This window comes from Paenibacillus sp. T2-29 (assembly GCF_052921365.1).
This window is the reverse complement of sequence record NZ_JBREVE010000012.1, coordinates 49,223-69,562: the sequence shown is the minus strand read 5'-3', so window position 1 is coordinate 69,562 and position 20,340 is coordinate 49,223. Positions and strand designations below refer to the sequence as shown.

The 20,340-nt window shown below is 46.6% G+C and carries 17 protein-coding genes; 4 read left to right on the top strand and 13 right to left on the bottom strand.

The features are described 5' to 3' along the window. Positions 1-9: 9 nt before the first annotated feature. From ACU1JV_RS24330 to ACU1JV_RS24310, 5 genes are all read right to left on the bottom strand, one after another. The gene (locus ACU1JV_RS24330; RefSeq protein ID WP_069010958.1) at positions 10-1,221 is read right to left on the bottom strand and encodes an MFS transporter; all 1,212 of its coding nucleotides are present in this window, start codon (positions 1,219-1,221) and stop codon (positions 10-12) included. A gap of 40 nt (positions 1,222-1,261) precedes the next feature. Further along, positions 1,262-1,717, bottom strand: a complete 456-nt coding sequence (locus ACU1JV_RS24325) for a MerR family transcriptional regulator (protein ID WP_013369346.1) — start codon at positions 1,715-1,717, stop codon at positions 1,262-1,264. Positions 1,718-2,068: 351 nt separating this feature from the next. Then, positions 2,069-2,170, bottom strand: coding sequence for a hypothetical protein (locus ACU1JV_RS24320; RefSeq protein ID WP_014599460.1), 102 nt, complete (start codon positions 2,168-2,170; stop codon positions 2,069-2,071). 94 nt (positions 2,171-2,264) lie between these two features. Beyond that, positions 2,265-2,867: a TetR/AcrR family transcriptional regulator gene (locus tag ACU1JV_RS24315; protein ID WP_025678023.1), complete on the bottom strand. Its 603-nt coding sequence runs from the start codon at positions 2,865-2,867 to the stop codon at positions 2,265-2,267. Between the two features lie 235 nt (positions 2,868-3,102). Further along, a complete protein-coding gene (locus ACU1JV_RS24310; protein ID WP_337684312.1) occupies positions 3,103-3,714 on the bottom strand; it encodes a pyridoxamine 5'-phosphate oxidase family protein in 612 nt (203 codons plus the stop codon). Positions 3,715-3,829: 115 nt separating this feature from the next. Between ACU1JV_RS24310 and pdxR the strand changes: the two genes are divergently transcribed. Both pdxR and ACU1JV_RS24300 read left to right on the top strand, forming a co-directional pair. Continuing rightward, positions 3,830-5,368, top strand: coding sequence for a MocR-like pyridoxine biosynthesis transcription factor PdxR (gene pdxR / locus ACU1JV_RS24305; RefSeq protein WP_413985539.1), 1,539 nt, complete (start codon positions 3,830-3,832; stop codon positions 5,366-5,368). 157 nt (positions 5,369-5,525) lie between these two features. Further along, positions 5,526-5,918 carry a DUF1259 domain-containing protein gene (locus tag ACU1JV_RS24300; RefSeq protein WP_413987541.1) on the top strand — a complete coding sequence of 131 codons (393 nt, stop codon included), beginning with the start codon at positions 5,526-5,528 and terminating at the stop codon, positions 5,916-5,918. Positions 5,919-6,024: 106 nt separating this feature from the next. Here the strand turns inward: ACU1JV_RS24300 and ACU1JV_RS24295 are convergent, their stop codons facing one another. Next, complete coding sequence (locus tag ACU1JV_RS24295; protein ID WP_413985538.1) at positions 6,025-6,663, bottom strand: pentapeptide repeat-containing protein; 639 nt, start codon at positions 6,661-6,663, stop codon at positions 6,025-6,027. A gap of 150 nt (positions 6,664-6,813) precedes the next feature. On the opposite strand from ACU1JV_RS24295, the gene ACU1JV_RS24290 reads away from it, so the two are divergent. Further along, positions 6,814-10,113, top strand: coding sequence for a DUF5695 domain-containing protein (locus tag ACU1JV_RS24290; RefSeq protein WP_413987504.1), 3,300 nt, complete (start codon positions 6,814-6,816; stop codon positions 10,111-10,113). 285 nt (positions 10,114-10,398) lie between these two features. Here ACU1JV_RS24290 and ACU1JV_RS24285 read toward each other — a convergent pair whose 3' ends face one another. Then, positions 10,399-11,445, bottom strand: a complete 1,047-nt coding sequence (locus ACU1JV_RS24285; protein WP_413987503.1) for a hypothetical protein — start codon at positions 11,443-11,445, stop codon at positions 10,399-10,401. 217 nt (positions 11,446-11,662) lie between these two features. Here ACU1JV_RS24285 and ACU1JV_RS24280 point away from each other — a divergent pair, with 217 nt between their 5' ends. Then, positions 11,663-12,061, top strand: a complete 399-nt coding sequence (locus tag ACU1JV_RS24280) for a hypothetical protein (RefSeq protein ID WP_058831258.1) — start codon at positions 11,663-11,665, stop codon at positions 12,059-12,061. A gap of 113 nt (positions 12,062-12,174) precedes the next feature. On the opposite strand, the gene ACU1JV_RS24275 is transcribed toward ACU1JV_RS24280, so the two are convergent. From ACU1JV_RS24275 to ACU1JV_RS24250, 6 genes are all read right to left on the bottom strand, one after another. Beyond that, entirely contained in the window at positions 12,175-13,002 is an 828-nt protein-coding gene (locus tag ACU1JV_RS24275) for a carbohydrate ABC transporter permease (RefSeq protein WP_017425736.1), read from the bottom strand. Continuing rightward, a complete protein-coding gene (locus ACU1JV_RS24270) occupies positions 12,999-13,883 on the bottom strand; it encodes a carbohydrate ABC transporter permease (RefSeq protein ID WP_413987502.1) in 885 nt (294 codons plus the stop codon). Before ACU1JV_RS24270 ends, ACU1JV_RS24275 begins: the two co-directional genes overlap by 4 nt. Before the next feature lie 38 nt (positions 13,884-13,921). Then, entirely contained in the window at positions 13,922-15,202 is a 1,281-nt protein-coding gene (locus ACU1JV_RS24265) for an ABC transporter substrate-binding protein (protein ID WP_413987501.1), read from the bottom strand. A 109-nt stretch (positions 15,203-15,311) separates the two neighbouring features. Further along, positions 15,312-16,379, bottom strand: coding sequence for a response regulator transcription factor (locus tag ACU1JV_RS24260; protein ID WP_413987500.1), 1,068 nt, complete (start codon positions 16,377-16,379; stop codon positions 15,312-15,314). Continuing rightward, positions 16,376-18,175: a sensor histidine kinase gene (locus ACU1JV_RS24255; protein WP_413987499.1), complete on the bottom strand. Its 1,800-nt coding sequence runs from the start codon at positions 18,173-18,175 to the stop codon at positions 16,376-16,378. Before ACU1JV_RS24255 ends, ACU1JV_RS24260 begins: the two co-directional genes overlap by 4 nt. 136 nt (positions 18,176-18,311) lie before the next feature. Beyond that, positions 18,312-20,318: a beta-galactosidase gene (locus ACU1JV_RS24250; RefSeq protein WP_413987498.1), complete on the bottom strand. Its 2,007-nt coding sequence runs from the start codon at positions 20,316-20,318 to the stop codon at positions 18,312-18,314. Positions 20,319-20,340: the final 22 nt, after the last annotated feature.

Here is a 20,340-nt window from a genome sequence, read left to right as displayed (position 1 = left end):
AGTTCAATGTTAGTGTGCATCTACCTGAATATCCTGCATATGTCGACGACGTACGATCAGCACAGCTACACCAATCAGTACCATCAATGCTCCAAAATAAAACGGGGTTTCTGCTGAGTACCACTCTGACAGCTTCCCTGCAAGCCACGGCGAAATGGCCCCGCCCAAAAAACGCATAAAGCTGTAGGCCGCAGATGCTGTCGAGCGCTCCACTGGAGCAGCCTGCATAACAGCAGTGGTAATCAATGTATTATTAATCCCCAGAAAAATACCAGCTACAATGACGGCGACAATGACAGTCGTTGGCGAACCAGCTACCGTCCCAATCGCCATAACACCTAAATCAATGGCAAATAGCGTCAGCATGATACTAATGGAAGATACCACGCTCAAGCGTGCTTGAATCTTTGGTGCTACAAACACCGAGGTAAAGGCCAGCATAATTCCCCAACCAAAAAACACGTAACCCAAACCATGCTCGTCTAAATGCATTACATATGGAGAATACGCCATCAACGTAAAAAATCCAAAGTTGTATAACAACGCCACAATGCCGAGCGTGAGTAAAGCTGGATAACTAAGCGCTTTGAACGGATCGGCAATGGAGCCACGTTTTTTGGGCTTTGGAATCGAAGGCAACATAAACGTAATGAACAAAAATCCCACTACCATCAGTCCGGCTACACCGAAAAACGGACCACGCCAGGAAATGGAACCTAACTCACCACCTAGCAGCGGGCCGACTGAAATCCCGAGGCCCAAAGCCGCTTCATACAAAATAATCGCTTTAGCTGTTCCAGAAGTGGACAGACCAACAATCGCAGATAACGCTGTTGCGATAAACAAAGCATTCCCCAAACCCCAGCCTGCTCGGTAGCCTACAATTCCGCCAACTGTATTGGCCGTACCGCCCAATCCGGCAAACACAATAATAAATAAAATCCCGGTTAGTAGCGTCCATTTGACACCCAATCGACTTGATACGACGCCCGTAATCAGCATCGCAACGCCTGTCACCAGATTATAGCTGGTAAACAGCAATGACACTTGGCTTTTCGTAGCATGAAGCTGATCGGCAATGGCCGGAAGAATCGGATCGACTAATCCAAGACCCATAAATGAAATAACACAAGCAAAGGCGACCGCCCATACGGCTTTAGGTTGAGACAGCAAGCCTGAGCGTTCTTTTAACTCTTCAGGTAATGCATGTTGTGAACTCATATTATGATGTTACCTCCACATCTGAATGTAAATGTTCTTGTTATGATGGGTCGTGTTCAAGTTCCTCATCCAAAAGGATTTTGCGTTCACGAACCCTGATCCGCAGCTCTTCCAATTCAGTCTGGAGCATACGGATACTGTTGATTTTCCCCTCCATTAATTCCAACTGTTCGTTCAGCGTACGTTCCATATCCTCCAACATGGCCCGTCGCTCAATTGGTTGCAAATGCTCCGTCCGCTCGCGATATTCCTCCCGCTGCCCCTTGAGCATTTCCGCTGCGGACATGTAACGCTGAAGCTCTTGCAAAGAAAAACCAAGCACTTCCTTGGCACTCACTATTTTTTTTAGTAGATCCACATCCTCCTGCGTATACAGCCGCATATTTCCTTCACTGCGCTGCGGGGAGGGCAATAAGCCGATTTCCTCATAATAACGAATAGTTCGCTTGGTCAAACCGCTTTGTTTCGCGACCTCATCAATTTTATACGTAACCATGACACCCACCTTATGAAAAAGATTATATATAAATACTACGCCTATATAACGTTAACGTCAACGTCAACTTTAAAACAAAAAGAAACCGCCTCTATTAGAGGCGATTCCTATTTGGGATTGCATGGTCATAGACCCGAAACATCGGCGCTCAAGCCCATGAATATCGCTTTAGATGAAAATAGTACGTGTGATGATAACCAGCAAAATGAAGAGTACCAGAATAACACCAGTGGAAGTAAACATGCCATAACCGCCACCGCCACAACCTCTTTCTACTTCACCCATCTCAGAATTCCTCCTCCCTCTGTCGATTACAACAAATCGCCCGAAATCAAATTCTTGAGCTGAGAATTAGATAACGAATGCTTTGGAAATAATAACGAGCAGAATGAAAAGTACTAGAATCGCTCCTGTAGATGTAAAAGCTCCATAACCAGCGCCTACTCCAGACATGGTGATTCCTCCCTTCATGGTTTACAAGAGCATCTTATGCTTATGTTACCGTCCATGATAGGGACAAATGCCGCGCCTGACGCCCAAATGTGGGTTAAGATTCTACGGTTCCGTATCCTTCGGATGCCAGCATACCACGATACAGTAGGTTTCGTGCCTGCATGGCAAGAACAGACGGACTTTCGCGCCCAGGCAGCAATTTCGTTAACGTCAGCCGTTCTATCAAACCGATCACGCATTCTGCTGTCAGTTCAGGGTCCAGTTCCTCACGGCAGGAACCCCATCGTTGTGCTGCCATCAGATGTTTTTTGATGTGCTCCGCCATTTCCGCCTTAATGCGCACCGAGTCTGCTGCCTGGTAAAATCCGACACGAGTGATCGCCGGATTATTAGACAACACGCGAAAAATAGCCTCCAGAAACACTTGTCCCCGTCTCAAAATTTCAGTCTCGCTCTGATCCGGGTCTACCTTCATGCTCTGTACTGTCTCATTCACCAAAGTACGAAAGCTCTCCACAAGCTCCTCATACATCTGTTCCTTGCTTTCAAAATGAATATAAAAATCCGGCTGCGTCAATCCTGCACGCGCCGCGATCGAACTTACCTTTGTCTGATAAAACCCCGTCTGAGCGAACTCTTCAGCCCCCGCTTCCAGTAACAACCGTCGACTTTCCCGACTTCTGACTCCCGCTCTCATCACGGTCTTGCCCCCTTACGCCACAAATCTATCGTATTATAAAATTCCTTTGCAGTAAGAACAACGGGCTTGAGGATGATATATACCTGTCCTTCAAAAGTCCTAATACAGAAGAACTGAAGGTTTTGGAAAATCAAGGGCATCTCCCTACGAGGTATAATTAACCAATTAGATGGATGAGCGAGCAGGAGTGAGTATATCGAAATCAAATTTTTATGTTGGCGTTATACATATATCAATGATGAGGACAATATTTACGCATCATTTCAATTGTTATCAGATCATCATCTAGCCCCCGTTGTTGCAAGCCGTCGATAATTTGCTGGCGCTCCTGATCTTTAACATTTTGTCCAAATTTAAACTTGGCAGTCCATTCCTCGGGTACAATTTTGATCAGAGCGACCCCTTTCAAACGTGAGGCATACCGAGAATCGTTGGCATCAATCGTGTCATACCCGCCTTCCGGTTGCAGCTTACTCATAAAAATGGAAAATGCTGATGCTTTTTCTTCCAAATCCACTACATGCTCCGCATGACCACGCACGGTAATACTTTTAAAAAATGAAGTCGCAGGACATGCCATATGTTCATCTGTAAAATAAGATGGAATGAGCGCATACTCTTTGGCAGCTGAAAAAGTAACCCGATTATCCTCTTTCATCCGTTCCATCTTTTCTCCAGCACGGCTGCCATGAATATAAAAAACGCCATTTCCATAAGCGAAATTCAAGGGAACCACACGCGGAAAACCATCCTCGCTGTTCATGCCTAAAAATCCGAAACTGACCTCGCTTAGAAACTGCTCTATTTCCTCTAGTTCTTCTACCGTAAATTCCTTTCTTCTCATAGGGAACTCTCCTTCCATCTATTGACCAACGATATATTTCAGATTATGTTGAAAATGGATTATTAAAAAGACCCAATATAAACGAAAATGACTGGTCCAATATAAGGAGAAAAGTATGGACATTACGATTGCTTATCAGCGTGCGATTCAAATATATCATTTGAAATACTTGGCATTGTATCACGCTCTTCGAGAGGGAATTCTCACTGGCTCCCTTGCCAGCGGTATGCGCCTGCCTTCCAGTCGCGATCTGGCTGTGATGTATGGAATTTCGCGCGGGAGTGTTAAAGAAGCATACGATATGCTGTTGGCAGAAGGATATGTGAATTCGGTAGTAGGCAGAGGAACCTTTGTTATGGAACAGACCGCAATGCTGCCAGACGAATCTCTAATCGACCAGCAGAACCAAAACTCACCTAATACAAAACAAAAAGCCCCTGCTCTGTCAGCATGGGGACAACGAATAATGCAGATCGAAAGGGAACGAGCCTTATACTCGACTCCTGTGTATGCTACAGATAGAGATGGTGCACACCAGCCTTTGATTTCTTTTCAAGCAGAAGAAGTTATATTGGAGGGTAGCTCACAGATCGCATGGAAAAGTGCATTGGCTGCCGCCGGCAAAGATCTGCAAAAGCCCTCGGATGGCTCGATGCCTGCACTAGTGAACGGTGATAACTGGCTGCGTGAAGCAATTTGTCATCATGTTGGCAGAACACGCGGAATTACGGCCACCCCCGAACAAGTCGTATTATGCAGCGGTTCCATGGAAGTGATCACGTTACTAAGTCAGCTGCTTATTCATGAACAAGATAACATTGTACTGGAAAATCCCTGTTATTCCGGCATCTATCGTGCAGTAACTGCCTCAGGCGGACAGATACACGCTGTTGAACTGGATCAGCATGGAATTATTCCACAGGATTGGGATGCCAAGCTCCTGTTTGTTACGCCTGGACGGCAGTTTCCAACCGGTGCTGTATTGCCATTAACACGCCGTCAACATATTTTGCAATGGGCAGCGTCCAAGGGGGCGTGGATTATTGAGGATGATTATGACAGTGAATTCCGCTGGGCAGGACGTCCCATTGAACCGTTAAAAGCATTAGACCACGCGGATTGTGTCATCTATGTCGGTTCCTTTTCCAAAAGTATGTTCAGCAGCCTTCGACTCGGTTTTGCCATCCTGCCTGTGGAGTTGGCCCAAGCGCTTACTGCTGCCAAACGACTATACGACCCCCTGCCGCCTGCCCGCTTGGAACAGCGTGCACTGGCACGTTTTATGATACGCGGAGACTACATTCGTCATTTGCGGCGGATGACTCGAATATACAGATCACGCTACGACGTGTTCCAGCATGAAATACAGCCGTTGAGTGAACTGTTTCACTGGCATCAGAACGATTGTGGTTTACACGCCTATGCCATCTGGAAGCATGGACCTGCCCCGTATCATCATTTGATGCAGATGGCACGATTTTATGGAGTCACATGGCGTGATGCCGCAGATTACCAACTGACACCAGGACCTCCTTCAGCCTGCTTTAACTTTGCCCACTTAACGGAGCAGCAAATTATCGAAGGTGTTAAGCGTCTGTGCCAGGCCTGGGATCGTATCAAACATAAGTATCACGGAGCAAAGCTGAAGCTTTAAAAGGGTGCTCCATTCGCACTTTATATATAGCAAATTAGACTAACGATAAAGAAGACTTGCCCTTTCCATTCCCTTACTTTTTCATATGATGCTAGTAAATTAAAAGAATTGGAGTGAGAGAAATGGCAGTTAGTCCACTTTGTAAACGTTTGCCGATATATTAAAAGCAACACCTCAGATCATTAACGGAGTTTGTACTGCATCTGCAGTCAGAAACAACATCAAGCCAATCATTTTGGGGAAAAGGACCAGATCCTTTCTTGCAATACCCCAAGCTTTTTCTTTCGAAAGTATTGGCCGTAACGGAAAAGGATTATGTCTTGGCGAAACCGTGATTTTAACCGCAGAAATTAATCCGTTTATTTCTCGACTTCGTAAACATGATATCAAAGTGACGGCACTGCACAATCACTGGCTATTCGATAACCCCAACCTTTGGTACATCCACTTTGAAAAAGTAGAAAAGCCGCTTGTTTTTGCCACAGAAGTGCGTGACGCGCTTAATGTCTTGACAACGAAGCCTGTACGGCCGGTTATTAAAAAAAAATAAGCTATTAATAAATGCAAGAGATCCGCTTAGGCGGATCTTTTTTTGTTAATGGTGGAAACAGCATGCGCTAGACATGAGACCGTATTAAAAATCAGTGAGGAACCCCTTATTTGATCACTAGCCCCAAAAGGCCCACAAAGGACGAAGCCTGATGCGGGGAGATGATGCAGCCATTCAAGTCTTCTATCTCCACTTGTATTCCATCAAATTCGCAATCACTGAGATCTACCCCCTTGAGCTTGGACCCCGACAGGATGGCTTGATCCAGATTGCAACGGGCAAAAGAGGTTTTTTGTAGTGTTAAATGATAAAAATCTGCACTTATCAAAGAACAATCCTCAAAACCAACTTGCTTGAAATTCGCAAAACGGAACATCGAATAATCCCCTAAGCAATCCAGAAAACGAACGTTTTGGAATCTGCTTCTCGAAAAATCCGTTCCAAGCAATTTACAATTTCTGAACTCTGCGCGATGGATAAAGGAACCGGAAAAATTAACATTAGACAGATCACATTTATCAAAAATGACGTCTGTCCATTCACTTTCTGGCAATGACGATTCTGTGATAGTTACATTTTTAAAAGTCATCTTCTCTAATGAAACTTTAACTGCTTCGATATTGTCCAACATGATTTCCTCTACTGCCCCCACACTAAGTTCGTCTTTGGATTGTATGAAGCGTATTTCTTCACTTAATATGGGTAAGTCCGCAGGAATCTTCGGTGACTCCATTTTATTTTTCATGATACCTCTACCTCCACTATGAATAGACTTCTAGGACATCTATATGAATCTATTTTCTATTAATTCTCGCGCATAAGGTAGCAAAAGTATTTTTGACACATATATTAACATGTGAGTACACTCACGAACCTTTGTTAGGAGGTTGATAGCATGGCAGTACAGCTATCTAATCAAATATTCTCCATCTCGATCGGGAATTATGGGGATATCTCTTCCTTACGTCTGACAGGAGACACCTTCAATACGAATTATGTCTTGAACGGCTCTAACGCACCTAAGCAAAATACGTTAGATCATCAGTGGCTGGGTGAACTTATGTTCACCTATCGTCTCGGTAACGGGGCCTGGACTCGGTCATGGACAAGCAATTCTGCTGATGCGCGCCAGATTACCTCTTCTGGTAACAGTGTCCAGGTGTCCTATCAAAATTCCTCAAACCATCAGGGAATACGCAACTTCACTTTACATGAAACCTATTCGTTGGTTAACGACTATTTACATTGGCAAATGAAAGTAACGAATACCTCTAATCAAACACTGGAAATTGGAGATTGGGGGCTGCCGCTACCTTTTAACGAATACTGGCCCAGCGGCAATAACGAACAAATCTATGAAACCAGGGTACTCTCTCACTCCTTTGTAGGTCATCACAGCTCCTTTATTACCGCTGGACGACCTAGCGGCATCGGACCGTATATCCTGCTTCTGCCTGATGCCTCAACGGGTGCTGGTCTCGAATATCAGGATCACTGGAGAGTCGAGGAGCATCCAGGCAGTACATGGGCTATGGAGCAAGGTGTCTGGTCTGAGGGACTGAATGTGTTCTATATCCACTCCAATGTCATCAAAAGCACCAACCGTGGTTATCTCGGGAGCACCAGTCTGTCGCTGGCCCCTGGTGAAAGCAAAACGTATGCCTTTAAATTCTACAAGGTAGCAGACGAGCAGGCTGTAAAGGACAGGCTATACAGCGAGGGACATGTGGATGTGACTGTGGTTCCGGGTATGATTGTCCCGACCAATCTCAAGGCTAAATTCGATCTGCATACCCGTAAATCCATTACCTCTGTCACAGCGCAGTATCCCTCCGAAACGACCATCAACTATTTGGAAAATGCCCCTACAAACCACAAAATATATGAACTTACACTAGGACGATTGGGTCACAACAATATTACGGTCAACTACGGTAACGGCGAAAAAACCGTTCTCCAGTTCTATGCCATTGAGCCAGTTGACACTGCACTTCAGCGTCACTCCACTTTCATGGTCAACAGCACGCAATGGAATGTGCCTGGCGATCTGAGGGACAAGGTGTTTGACGATTGGATGATGCAATATAAGGCCAAACGCAACAGCTTTGCTGGCTACTGGGGCTGGGGCGATGATTGGGGATTAACTCACGGCCAGTTTCTGGCGGAGAAAAATGTCCAGAAGCCCGTAGCCTCTGAGATCAAAGCAGTCGATGATTATCTGGAGGTGGCTATCTGGACGAATCTGATGGAAGGCCATCATACCGATTATCTGGTCCCCGATTTCCTGATGCCGCAGCCTAATACGACACCAACGTACCGGGGCTATGCCTATCCGCACATCTATAATACGTTTTTCAGCATGTATAAACTTGCCAAGCTGTATCCCAACCTGATCAGCTATCGCAATAGCAAAAACACATATTTGCTACGTGCTTACCGTATTTTTAAAGCGTTGTATGAAGGCCCTGTTGCTTATAACTGGAACACAGGACTTATGGGTGAGCTGACCACACCGGATATAATTAAGGCGCTTCAGGAAGAAGGATTGACTACTGAGGCTAACGACCTGATTGCCAAAATGGCTACCAAGTACAACAATTTCAAAAACACCACCTATCCTTATGGCTCTGAGTACAACTATGACAATACAGGCGAAGAGGCCGTATATACACTTGCCAAAATGAACGGCAATACGACGATGATGAGCAAAATCAATGCCAAAACACGCGCCGCACGCGGTCATATGCCTGTCTGGTACTATTACGCCGATCCGGTCACAATCACCGGAGAAAATTGGTGGAACTTCCAGTACACCACCTCGCTGGCGGGCTATGCGATGGACGACTGGACACGTCGTTATTCGTCCAATCCCGAAGTGGACCAGCGTCTATCCTATGCCGCCAAGCTGGCGAACATCGGGGCGATTAATTCGGGACAGATCAGCTCTGATCCTGCCAATATCGGGGCAGTATCGTGGACATATCAGGCAAGCAAGGGCAATTACGGAGCCCTTGGTCTGGACGGCGGCCCTCTGTTTAACGGATGGCGCGGCATGTCCGGGGAAGCTGATCTGGGGCTGTTTGGAGCCATTAAAATCCTAAGCTCCGATGTTGCTGTCGATCCGATATTCGGCTTATTCGGCTATGGCTGTGACGTTACTGAAAGCAATAACAGCTATACGATTACTCCAAAAGACGGCGTATTCCAACGTCTGCATCTGATCACCCAGAAGCTGAGTCTGGAGCTGAACCGGGATCAATATAGCTTGGCCATCGTATCCAAGTCCAAGAACAACATCCGCCTGATGTTGAAAAATACGACACCAGGCACAGCTCATACGACTGCTGTTACGATAACTGGACTCGCGGCAGGTACGTATGACGTATTGGTAGACGGCACAAAAACCGGCTCAGTCACAGCTGTTAACAATGCTGCGACTACTGCCAGACTGAATATCGGTACGGCAGCCAACTACGATATCCGTATTCAGTCCAGTACAGGCAATCCAGCTCCCGCTGGGGACATTATAGCCCATTATGAATTTAACGAAACGGCCGGATCAACCGCAGCCGATTCGTCAGGTTATGGGCAGCAGGCCAGTGTAAATGGCGGCTCGTGGGGCGCGGGACGGAATGGCAATGCTCTGCGCCTTAACGGTACAGACGCCTATGCCAGCCTGCCCAGCGGAATAGTTAGCAGCCTCAATGACTTTACCATTGCCGCGTGGGTACGAGTGAACACGCATAACGGCTGGGCTCGTCTGTTTGATTTTGGAGCAGGAACAGATCGGTATATGTTTTTGACCCCGAAGGCCGAAGGGACAGGTATGCGTTTTGCCATCACTGTCTTGGGGAACGGAGAGGAACAGCAGCTGAACGCCCCGGAACTGGCGACAGGGGTCTGGAAGCATGTTGCCGTGACTCTGTCAGGCACTACAGGAATTATGTATGTGGACGGTATAGAGGCGACCCGCAACACGAATATGACGCTGAAGCCTTCCAGCCTTGGACTGACAGATTGGAACTACATTGGGAAATCCCAGTTTGATGATCCTTATCTGAATGGTGCGGTAGATGAGCTGATCATTTACAACAGGGCTCTGACCGCTCAGGAAATTAGAGGCTTGGCCTCGGCAAGCAGCACCATTACAGCCCATGATGTGGGAGTCCAAGCATATGCTGAGGGGGCAGATTAAAATACACCTATGCATTCATTTCATGCCATTAACGTTTTAGATTGTGAATGATTTGTATTATGAATGATTTGTACCGTGAAATATTTGCGTCGTAAATGATTGGTATCGTGAATTACTTTTGCTGATGCATCCCATCGCCTCCGCCCCGGATTTCTTATATTAATTCTGTAATCAGGGGAGAAATCCGGGGAGATGATGCTTCCGAAACGAGCCTTCCTATGGAAACCTCTTAAAGCGACCACTTTACCGAAACAATCAGCGGCAGCTTTTCCATCAGCAGAGGAATTAGCTCCCTCTAATGCGTGTCGTTCTTGGTCTTAAGCGAACAAGCTCCTCACTGGTGAGTTGTCTAGTATAGGAGCGAGGGGAAGATCCTGTATCTACTCTGAGCACCCTGCCTGCCCCGCTGGGGCGGGCTACTCGTGTGTTGAATACCTGCATGAACCACTGTACCGGAAAGGCTATGGATAAGCGACCATCTGCCGTGCCTGCATAGTTGACCGCGGCTGCATAATTATCGGACTGTCTGAGCCATACAGAGCCGGAATCCCCGGGTAGTGATACAGGAGTCGTACCTCTAATAACCGTCTGATCTTCGAAGGTCAGTAAGCCCAACTCTCCACCATAATTGATTTGCAGGTCCGTATAGACGGACTCTACCGTGCCATTAACCCGCCCGGTTGTACGCCCTACCTTCTTCAATTTTTCTCCTACGCGATAAGCGGTAACATGACCCGGAATGGCTCCCACTGTAGCATAACGCGGATTGAGCAGGTTATTGCGGGTCGGAAGTGAAAGCGCTGCATCAATCAGGTTCGTTCCGGTGGGATTTAAGCGCACGTAACGATACAGTCGTCCTATACGATTCTGGGCAACCGTCCCCCCATCGGCTCCGCCTGGTTGAATTGTAGCTTCCCGATTGTCTGTATTGGAGGGATTGAGGACATGGTTATTGCTAAAAAGATAACGTGTAGCCGGCTCTCCAGTTGGGGAAACGATGAGTCCGGTTGTACCGGAACCTTCAATCGTCCCGACACTGTAGCCGGCGATGACCGGGCGGATGCGCACTCTGTAGTCCGTGGCATTAGCTCTGATCTTTCCAGTCTTTACAATTCGGATAGGAACGTTCGATTTCTTTCCTAAGGCAGTGGCCGACAAGAGTCCAGTAGAGGCCGACGCTAGACGATCCGTGTACACAATGACAGCGGCTCCCCTTTTGGGATGAGCAGGGTCCCTGTATCCTACGCCAATGCCGTGGACACCAGACATTTTCAAGACACGCTTGGCCATCCGCTTTTTTACTTGAAGCGCGGCCGAGAAGGTAGCCAACATAATCATCTCCTTTTACATTCAGATGAAATATTGTATGGCTAAGGCCGCTCCGCGTTCCATTTGATCTTACGATCACTGTTGCTTCACTTGATCCAAATGGACCGCTGCGCTATCGAACTCCGTATTGAAATGTATATGAAGTTATTACAAAATATGGTATAATCACTCCCGAGATTGACATTCGCTCATTCGATTCTGATGTTCAAGGAGGTACTTCATGTTCTTAACGATATTGACCTACAGCATACAAGCAATTGTAATTTTACTAATTATCTTTACATTGGTGAGAAAAAACAGAAAAAAAATAGGCCGTGGATCACTTTCACTGCTGTTATCTCTTCTTGGTATGGCTGTTTCTTTTGAATTTGGCGATTACATATTGGGAGATCAGTTGCTTTCCTTTTTAGGATTGCCCGCCTGGTCTAACAGTGTTGATAATACTAGGTTTCACTACACCATTTATCTATCCAGTATTTTTTTTATTCCCAGTTTAATCATTGGCTATAAAAATCCTGAAGACTTTGGAGCTCTTATCGGAAGACGAGTTTCTAGTATTTATCTATTTTTGATCATCATTTCGCTTTTATTTTTTATAATAAGCTGTTTGTCGAAGTGAAAGTTGGATCTGCGTCGTTCCAAAACAAGAGCCTTCCTTAATTATAGGAAGGCTTTGATATTTATGTCATGGGGATGATAGGTAGTACCATCCGCCTGCCCACCGTCTCCACCTTATCCCTTAACCGCTCCCTCCGCGATGCCTTCCATAATGAATTTCTGAAAGAAGGCATAGATCAGGATAACCGGGATAGAAGTCAGCACGAGCGCGGCCAGAATAAGCGACCAATCCTTGTTGTACTCTCCAAACAGCATATTGGTCGAGAGAATCAGGGTGTAATGGTTCACATCCGTCAACATCAAAAGTGGAAGCAAAAAGTCATTCCAAATCCACAGAAAATCCAAAATAGCAATCGTGACTGTGATCGGCAGCAGCAAAGGAAATATAATGCGAAAGAACGTTTGGAACTCATTGCACCCGTCCATTTGCGCAGATTCTTCCAGCTCACGCGGGATGGATTTGACGAATCCGTGATACAAAAAGATTGCCATGTTCACACCCAAGCCGATATAGATCAAAGCCAAGCCGTACGTACTGCCTTGAACAGACAAATCCTTTGCCATTCGTGTAAGCGGTATCATTATAGAGTGAAACGGCACCAGCATGGAGGCAACAAACAGGAAGAAAATCGCACTGCTCAGTTTTCCACTTGTACGAGACAGCTTGTAGCCTGCCAGTGCCGAACAGACTACGATCCCGCCAATACCGATAAAAGAAATAATCGTAGAATTCAGAGCGCTATTCAGCAAATGGGTCTGATGAAAAGCCTGACTGTAATTTTCAAAGTGAAGCTTCGTCGGCAATGCCGTAAAGGATGCAAACATCTCGCCCTGTGTTTTAAACGAATTAATGACCGCCATGTAGATCGGGAAGAAGGACACGACTGCGCCCACGCACAACATCAGCGTGATCAGCAAGGAATTAGCTTTTTTCAGCCTCATGCCTCCACCTCCCTCTTCTTCATGACACGCAGTTGGATCAGAGTAAAGATTAGCACAATGGCGAACAAAATAACGGATTTAGCACTCGCATAACCATAGCGGAAGTTGTTGGAGAACGCTTCCTCATAAATGTTCATCGTAATCACCTGTGTACTGCGTCCCGGTCCCCCGCCAGTCAGTCCGTACACGACCTCATACACCTTGAAGGCACCGTTAAGTGTCAGGAAGAAACAGATCGTAATCGCGTGGGTAATCATCGGCAGCGTCACACTTCTCAATGTCTGAAATGCGTTCGCCCCGTCAATAATAGCAGCCTCCTTCAAGCTTTGTGGTACACCCTGAAGCGAAGCCAGATAGATGATCATCATATATCCCACACCATTCCAGAGCGAGACAATAATGATGGAAAAGAAGGATACTTTTGGATCGCCCAGCCATGATTGACCTAAAAAGGCGATGGCCGTCTTTTCAGCGATTTGCGGTAGCACGGAGGAAAAAACGAATGTCCACATAAATGCGCTAATAATAGTACTGATCATATTAGGCATAAAAAATATCGTCCGAAAAAATCCTTTGCTGCGTGTGCGTGACTCAATCAACACTGCCAGTACTAGCGCAAGTACATTTTGCAGCACGATCATGACCAATACGTATTTAAGTGTAAACCAAAGGGAATTGAGAAAATCGGGGTCTTCCTTCAAGGATTCCACAAAGTTCCCCAAGCCGATAAAGTTGTAATTGGGATTCAATCCGTTCCAGTCTGTAAAACTGTAGTACATACCGCTGATCGTTGGAATAAGCAGGAAGATGGCGTAAAAGATTAGTGCCGGAGCAGTAAACGCCAGCAGCATGACGTATTTTTTGTAGATTTTAAAAGGCATGGAGTCTCTCCCTCCCGATGTCATTCTGTAGGTTACCGCTACTTGTTCACTTTGTTATACGATTTCCATGCCTTATCCAGCGCCTTAATGACGTCATCCTGCGAGAGCTGGCCAGCATAATAGGATTGTAGCGATTTGCCTGCCTCATCCTTAACCGCCTGCGGGATGGATGGATCTTGGTACGACTTGCCTGCTTTCACATACTCGGTAGCGTCATTAACCCAAGGATAGCTTTTAAACGTATGCACTTTGGAGATGGGGTTAAATTTCAATGCTTCATAGAATGCGCTCGAATCCTTGTCGTCCAACACATAGTTAACAAAATCGAGCGCAACCTCCTTATTCTTGCTGGTAGAGGATACAGCCAGCGAAGTCGAAGTGGACAGATTGATCAGGGTCGCATTAGGATCGTCATTAATCGGCAGAGGTGCTACTCCAAATTCCATCTTCGGATCAGATTTTAAAATCGTTTCCGCAAACCACGGTCCCTGGATCCACATTGCCGCTTTACCCGAAGCAAATGCCGCTGATCCATCATCCCCGCCAATTTCCAGCGCCTTGTCTGTGCCATTGCTGTTCACCAGATCAATAATATCGAACATGCTCTTCATTTCGGAAAAAGAGCCTTTGTCTTGATTCATCCGTTCGATAAAATCTTTATTCTGTGTGTTCATCATCGCACCTGCTGTGAGCGGCACAAACAGCTGTGGAATCCAGGATTCCTTGTAAGACAACAGGAACGGTTTCACATTGTTCGCTTTCAGCTTCTCGACGACAGCCTTCATTTCGGTTAACGTTCCTGGCGGCTTCAAATCCAAATCCTTAAATATCTTTTTGTTGTACAAATAGCCCCAGGAGATCGTTTCCAAAGGAACCGCTACAACCTTGCCGTCTTGGGTTGTCACCGAAGGCTTCACACTATCCATCAATTTACTGACGAATGGCTGACCGGACAAATCCTCCAAGTATCCCGCTTTGTAAAACGGTGGAATTTCATTCACCGCATGCAATGCGAATACATCCGGTGCATCGTTGGAAGCGAGTCTTGTCTTCAGAATTTGTGCGGCATTGTCAGCAGGCGGCATCTCTAGTTGAACGGTGACGTCGATATTTTTATCTTTCTTCTCTTTGGCTACAAACGCATTAATGTATTTATCGTAGTGCTCCTTTAAGCGGGGCTGAGCAATAAACATTTTGAGATTTACAGTTTTTCCGTCTCCACTGGAACCGCTGCTGTCACTGCCTGAAGAATTTGCTCCACATCCGGCCAACAACGTGCCAACCAGCATCGTACTCAATACACCTTTCCACATTTTCATGCAAAATGACCTCCTCTAAGTTGAAAATCTCATTTTGTATACGCTTTCATTATAGGATGAGAGGTCACTTCTGCCATTGGACACCCTTAACTTATTGGATTGGATTTTTTTAAACTTCCTTTCTCATTTCACCGGGGGCCATGCCAAAATGCTTTTTAAATACCCGATAAAAATAAGACACATCTTCATAACCAGCCATCTCTGCAACGGCTTTAATTGAAATCTGTTTATTGGACAGCCATTCCCGCGCCTTTTCCATTCTCCGTTCTACAATGTAGTCCGTTACATTCTGACCATACTCCTGCTTGAATACCTTGCTCATATATTCCTTGCTCACAAAAAAGTTTTTCGCCAACTGCTCCAGTGTAATCGGCCCAGCAAAGTGACTGTCGATATACCGCCGTACCTCCTCCAAATTCAGCTTATTTTTGTATTTCCGTTGCCGAATCAGCTGATCCAGTTCCTGAACATAGCATGACGATACGAATTCCAGCGCATGTTCTACAGAGGATAGGGCAGCCTGCGAAAGCGGAAATCGTTTCTTTGCCGTAGAAGTATCCAGCCCGTTATCCGCTGACAGCCCTTTCAGCAGGGAAAGCAACTCCTGTACCAGCCTGCCCAGCATAGGTTGACTTGGTGCTCCATAACTCTCCAGCTCCTGCACAACCTGCCTGCATGTTAAGTTCACCCCGTCACGATTCAGTTCATTAAAATAAAGACGCAGCAGTTGCTTATACCGGGTTAACTTGTGGAAAAACTCATAATCCAGTTCTGTTGCTTCTGGCTGCTGTTCGGTCGCCTTGACCTCCAGATCGTTTTTGCATTTGAGTAGCACCGCATTCAGCTCGACAGGATTGACAGGCTTGAGCAAATAATCAACAGCCTTGTAACGGATCGCATGTTTGGCATACGCGAAATCATCATAACCGCTCACGACAATGATTTTCACATCAGGACATTGGTTATTTAGCGCTTGCAGCAGCTCTACTCCGTCCGCACCCGGCATGTGCATATCCGTAATCACAATGTGGGGAGCTAACTCCCCGACCAGCCTGAATGCCTCGTCTCCATCCTCAGCCTCACCCACTACTACCATTCCAAGCTTTTCCCATGTGCCAAATGTCTTCAAAATATCGCGGTTCCACGGCTCATCGTCAACGATTAATACCCTGATCATATTTTGCCCTCCTCTGCTGAGATGAATGGAATACGAATAGTGACACATGTACCGACTCCCTGCTCACTATCTATAGTCACTCCATAATGCACTCCAAAATTCATTTGTATGCGTGAAGCCACATTGCTTAATCCGATATGACTGCCCTGCGCCCAAATTGGTTCCTCCGATGCGTTTTCCAGCTTAGCCCGAACTTTCTCCAGCTTGTCCGGGGGCATACCGTTACCATTATCGCTGACCGTAATGCACACTTCTTCCTTCATAATTTCCACGCGGATTGCCATTCGCCACGCCCCTGCCTTGCGATCAAGACCATGCTGAAACGCATTTTCCAACAATGGTTGAAGCGATAGCTTCGGCAAACGAATATCCATCGCCTGCTCTTCTGTCTCCACCTGAAATACCAATCTTTGCGGAAAACGACGCTGCTGGATACGCATATAATGTCCCACATGATCAAGTTCTGCACGCAGAGAGGCCATATCCTGAGGCTCACGTACCACGTAACGGAACATCTCACTCAGCGAACGAATGACTTCATAGGTATCCTCCGGCTTTTGCGAAAACACCATACTTCCGATCATTTGCAGCGTATTTTGCAGAAAATGAGGATGAATCTGCGCCTGGAGCGCTTTCAATTCAGCCGTCTTTTTTTGCAAATTGATACTGTATTCCGTCTGGATATGCTCGCGTATTCGGCCTGCCATCCCATGCAGACTTCTTTCCAGTAATCCAATTTCATCCGGTCGTGTACTTGGCTCTCCAACTGGCCCCTTGATCATATCCAGCTCCTGCACCGAACGTGCCAAATGGACAATCGGGCGTGCGGTCCGCCATGCGATGAAAACGGCAATGCAGATGGAAACCAGGATTGAAATCACGCCTACGACAATACCATACAGCATGGTTGAAAAGGCACTGTGGTTAATGGAGGAAGTCGGTACGATTTTGACCAGTTTCAGTCCAACTACATCCAGATCATTGTAGAACACATAATGTTCGGCAGTTTGAAGCATCCCGTGGCCCGGCTTAACATCACGAAGAGCGGTCAGTACTCCTGGAGGAGGAGGCGACTGACGAGCCTGCGTTGGATACATGACCCTGCCATCCCCATCTGTAATCAATACCTGGTGCTGATCCCCACGTCCCAACAGACCCAGCGTCTGATCAAATTGTGACCATAGCACCTCCAATGAAATAGCCCCCGTCTGCTTCTGGTCTTCAAAACGCCGAATACTGCGTGTCAGTGTAAAGCGATCTGGATCTGCAGGGCTTGATCGAATCGAATAATCCTTGTTCGCTTGCCACATCTCGGCGTACTGCGAGGGAATACCGCCCACTGTCGTAATTTCATTTTGCATACTATTAAAGGTAAACAGGGTTTGCGATTGCTTCAAATACAGCTGAATACCGATGACATGACTCCCGGCTGAATAATATACATTCGCCAGCGTATTCAACATTTTTCGCTGAGCATTAAATTGGCTTGAAAGATTGTCAGGCTCGCGTTCATTCAAATAATCGCTTAGATCAGGGCTGATCTGAATGCTGTAAATCAGATGATTCAGACGATCTAACTGGTCGCTGATATAAATGCCCGTCCATTTCATATTGGACATGTTCGTCTCGACCACTTCGGTTTCCATAGATGCTCTGCTTTTCTCCGCAGCCAGCACCGTGACAGCAATGACAGGCACAACAGACAGAACTATCATCGTCAAAATCAGTTTGAGCTGAATGCTGCTTCGATACGGGGCCGTCAGCGCCCGGAACCAGCGGACTGCTCGGGTTGGCATAGCGATGCACTCCTCTATTCAGCCATATGCGAAAACGCCCCGCAATTCGCAGGGGCGCTTCAATGTGCCGGATCGTTACGGCGGGATACCTATTCTGATATTATTCGTACGTCGATTTCAACTCATTATTCATCATTTACGCTTCTTCGATAATTATAACACTCCAAGGCTTCAATTGGAGCAATTGTCCATGGGTAACCGCCTGCTCTCCGATCAGCTCCTTGCCGTCTCCGTGCGGATACACCACCGACCCTGCTTGTTCGGAATAGTTAAAATAGTACCGGATCGTTCGTCCCAAATCATTCGTACCGGACTTAACAATGATCGGATAAGAAGCTTCCTGATCCAGTCCCCATACGCCTGCCTTTTTGGCTACAGAGCTGAACAATTCGCGGATGACCGCCGAACTGATGATACAGCCGATGTAGGTCGCCGTTCCCTGACCATAGCGATTTTGCGTAATCGCAGCATATTTGCCCCAATGCGGGTGATCGTAATAGGCTAATACTTCGGCAGTCGTCGGCGTTATCAGCTCCATCCACGTATCTACCTGATTGTCCTCTTCTGCCACTTTAAAAGGATTATCCTTGAGTGTCACATTTTTCGGCTCCACAAACAAGCTGTAATGAATACCACACGCTTCGCTAATCACGCCCGGCTGCTGCGATGTTCTCACCTGGACATGTTCGTCGGTAAATCCGCTGCGGGACGTGTATACCACATGACCACCTTGTTCGACATATCGGTTCAGCTTTTCCAGCAGTGCATCTGGCGCAGAATACAGACTCGGAACGATCAAGAGATCATAGTCATCAAACGATTCTGTACCCGGATGGACGATATCCGTCCCGATATTCAGCTTATACAGCTCGTCATACAGACGGCGTACGATGTCATTGTAATTCAGTGGGCTGTTCATATTAAACTTGAACCAGTTAATGGATGTCAACGCTTCGTTGCTAACCAGGATAGCTGTTTTATTTTTCTTTTTCAGATTGACCAGATGCGTGGACAGTCTTGCAAAGTCCTTCCCTATCGTCTGTGCTTCCTCATACACAGGATTCGTTTCAAAATCATGGCTAAGCAGACCCTTCCAGTAGGTTTCGAAGGAATTATGAATGGAATGCCAGTGCCAGTAAGCTACCATATTGGCCCCGGAAGCCAGATGACTGAACGCTTGCAGACGCAATTGTCCCGGATAAGGAACCCAGTGTGTAAACGCCTGCGCCTCCGTTTCCAGCACTAAGTAATTATTATGTTTTGTCGAACGTGCCACATCACCACCGAAAGAGATTTCAATTCCAGTCAAATCATCTTGTGATGGATGGTAAATATCGACACCCGTCACATCAAACGCTTCAGATGCAGCAAAGTGATCCACGTCCGGCTGAATTCCAAAGGAATGACCTCTCCACTCAAAATCAAAATTTTGCGTAACAAATTGGTCTTCCCGCTTATATTCATTGACAATCGCGACCTGCCAGGCCAGGAAGTCCGTCACCAGCTTGCGCTGGAACTGGGAAAAGGCCGCGCCCAAGCTTCCATTAATCGTTCCGACCACCGAAGGGAAGTCCTCCCAGCTATTGATGCGATTGCTCCAGTAATCCAGTCCAAATTTGCGGTTCAGCTCCTCCAGTGATTCAAACCGCTCCCGCAAATACTTCACAAACTGTAATTGCACATTGGGACCGCTCGTATTATAATGCTTCGTCTCGTTGTCTGTCTGAAAGCCAATAACTGCCGGATGCTGACTCACCCGTCCAATCAGCTTGCGTATGATTCGCTCAGCATGGAACAGATATACCGGGTTCGTAATGTCCATAATCTGACGAGCCCCGTATTGGCCCGGTCCCTGAGGTGTTGTCGCCAATACATCGGGATGCTCCTTCACCAGCCATGTGGGTACGGCATAGGTCGGCGTGCCCACAATGACCTCAATACCCGCCTTATGCATGGCGTCCAGCACCCGATCCACGGAGGTGAAATCAAACACTCCGTTCTGCGGTTCATGTGTACTCCAGGTGGATTCGGCTATCCGCACTACGTTGATTCCTGCATCCTTCATCATTTGGATATCTTGGTCCAAACGGTCATAAGGCATATATTCATCATAATAAGCAACACCGTACAATAGCTTTTTCATCGAGTCGTCCTCCAATAAGTTT